This is a genomic window from Nostoc sp. (assembly GCF_035638895.1).
Classification (GTDB): Bacteria; Cyanobacteriota; Cyanobacteriia; order Cyanobacteriales; family Nostocaceae; genus Nostoc.
In genome coordinates, this window is record NZ_DASQZC010000567.1 from 1 (window position 1) to 2,448 (window position 2,448).

Annotated in this window: 2 protein-coding genes; one reads left to right on the forward strand and one right to left on the reverse strand. The window is 43.8% G+C overall.

All coding sequences use genetic code 11. The annotated features are described in order from the left end of the window. Positions 1-627, reverse strand: a 627-nt coding sequence (locus tag VE944_RS28080; RefSeq protein WP_324985111.1) for a LysR family transcriptional regulator, incomplete at its 3' end; no start/stop codon positions are given. 104 nt (positions 628-731) lie between these two features. On the opposite strand from VE944_RS28080, the gene ilvD reads away from it, so the two are divergent. Next, the gene (gene ilvD / locus VE944_RS28085; RefSeq protein WP_324985115.1) at positions 732-2,441 is read left to right on the forward strand and encodes a dihydroxy-acid dehydratase; all 1,710 of its coding nucleotides are present in this window, start codon (positions 732-734) and stop codon (positions 2,439-2,441) included. Positions 2,442-2,448 lie beyond the last annotated feature (7 nt).

Genomic DNA, 2,448 nt, shown 5'->3' on the forward strand with positions numbered 1-2,448 from the left:
ACTCATGATTCGATCATAAAGTCCTGGTGCTAGATAGCGGGGAAACATGATCAAAGGTTCACTTAAGAGTGATTGCACACAGATGTGTTCTTTTTGAGCCAATGAATGAGTTGAGGACAAAGCCACAACTAAAGTTTCGCTGTGAATGCACTTATAAGATAGTGTGTCATCTTCTAAAGGTGGATGAGCAAAACCCACATGGATCAGTGAATCTCTCAGTGCTTGCTCCTGTTTACTTGTAGTTAACTCCAGTAAGACTAGTTCTACTTCCAGAAATTGTTCACGAAATTGCCGCAAAATCAAGGGTAATAGGTCGTAAATTACCAAACTAGTAAATCCGATTCGGAGTTGACCTGTTTCACCTCTTCCAGTCTTTTTAGTCAGCGCCACTGCTGTTTCTAGTTGCACCAGTAGTTGATAAGCTTCTTGTAAAAAAACCTTACCAGCTTCTGTTAGTTGTACTTGTCGCTTAGTTTTGCGTTCAAAAAGTTTCACTCCTAATTCTGCTTCTAGTTGCTGAATTTGTTGACTCAGAGGCGGTTGAGCTATATGCAGCCTTTCTGCGGCTTTAGTGAAATGTAGTTCTTCAGCTACAGCAATAAAGTAGCGCAGGTGTCGTAGTTCCATATTTTTGATAGTTTAAAAGTCTCAATTTTAAATAAATATATATTGGACATCTTAAAAAAGTCTACATATCATACTCTTACAAAGATTTGAGCGAGGCCAAAGCAATGGATAAAAAAACAATTTCGTCAGAGAATTTTAGAAGTAAAGTTGTCACACAAGGAGTGCAGCGATCGCCAAATCGGGCTATGCTACGTGCAGTAGGTTTTCAGGATGAAGACTTTAACAAAGCAATTGTGGGTGTGGCTAATGCTTACAGCACCATCACTCCCTGTAACATGGGGATTAATAAACTAGCACTCATAGCTGAAGCTGGCATTAAACTAGCTGGGGCAATGCCGCAAATGTTCGGCACAATTACTATTAGCGATGGGATTTCGATGGGAACTGAGGGGATGAAATATTCTCTAGTGTCACGAGAAGTGATTGCTGACTCCATTGAAACCGCCTGTAATGGTCAGAGTATGGATGGTGTGATTGCCATCGGTGGCTGTGATAAAAATATGCCAGGGGCAATGATTGCAATGGCACGGATGAATATCCCGGCTATCTTTGTTTACGGTGGGACAATTAAAGCCGGACACTACCAGGGTCGCGACTTGACTGTTGTGAGTTCCTTTGAAGCTGTGGGTGAATACAGTGCTGGTAAAATTGACGACACCGAACTGATGGAAGTAGAACGCCGCGCTTGTCCTGGTGCTGGTTCTTGCGGTGGGATGTTCACGGCCAATACTATGTCTTCAGCCTTTGAAGCGATGGGCATGAGTTTACCCTATTCTTCCACAATGGCGGCGGAAGATGACGAAAAAGCTGATAGCACCGAAGAATCAGCCAAGGTATTAGTAGAAGCAATTCGCAATCAACTATTACCTCGACAAATTATCATCCGTAAATCGATAGAAAATGCTATTTCTGTAATTATGGCTGTGGGTGGTTCAACTAACGCCGTATTACATTTTCTGGCGATCGCTCGTGCGGCTGATGTAGAACTTAATCTAGATGATTTTGAAACTATCCGTGGTCGTGTCCCTGTTTTATGTAATTTAAAACCCAGTGGTAGATATGTCGCCACAGACTTACATCAAGCTGGTGGTATTCCCCAAGTGATGAAAATGCTATTGGTACATGGATTACTTGACGGTGACTGTATCACCATCACAGGTAAAACCATCGCCGAAATTTTAGCAGATGTCCCCGATGAACCAGCCACCAATCAAGATGTAATTCGTCCTTGGAATAACCCGATGTATGCCCAAGGTCACTTAGCCATCCTTAAAGGGAATCTCGCTACAGAGGGAGCAGTCGCAAAAATTACCGGGGTGAAAAATCCCAGTATTACTGGTACTGCACGGGTATTTGATTCCGAGGAACAATGCTTAGATGCCATCCTTGCAGGTAAGATTAAAGCCGGTGATGTAATTATCGTCCGCTACGAAGGCCCGATTGGCGGCCCTGGTATGCGGGAAATGTTGGCTCCCACCTCAGCACTTATTGGTGCGGGTTTAGGTGATGCAGTCGGATTAATTACTGATGGACGCTTTTCAGGCGGTACTTACGGGATGGTAGTCGGACACGTTGCTCCTGAAGCCGCCGTTGGTGGTGCGATCGCTCTAGTCGAAGAAGGTGATAGCATCACTATCGATGCACCTGCTCGCTTGTTACAAATCAACATTTCTAATGCAGAATTAGCCAGTCGCCGCGCCAAATGGCAACCCCGTCCACCCCGTTATACAAAAGGTATCTTAGCAAAATATGCTAAGTTAGTTTCCTCTAGCAGTGTTGGTGCTGTCACAGATTTGGATTTATTTAATGAGTAGGGAGTAA

Bases quoted from the DNA above. Each gene is read 5' to 3' on its own strand.
- ilvD (WP_324985115.1), top strand. From the start codon at position 732: ATGGATAAAAAAACAATTTCGTCAGAGAATTTTAGAAGTAAAGTTGTC.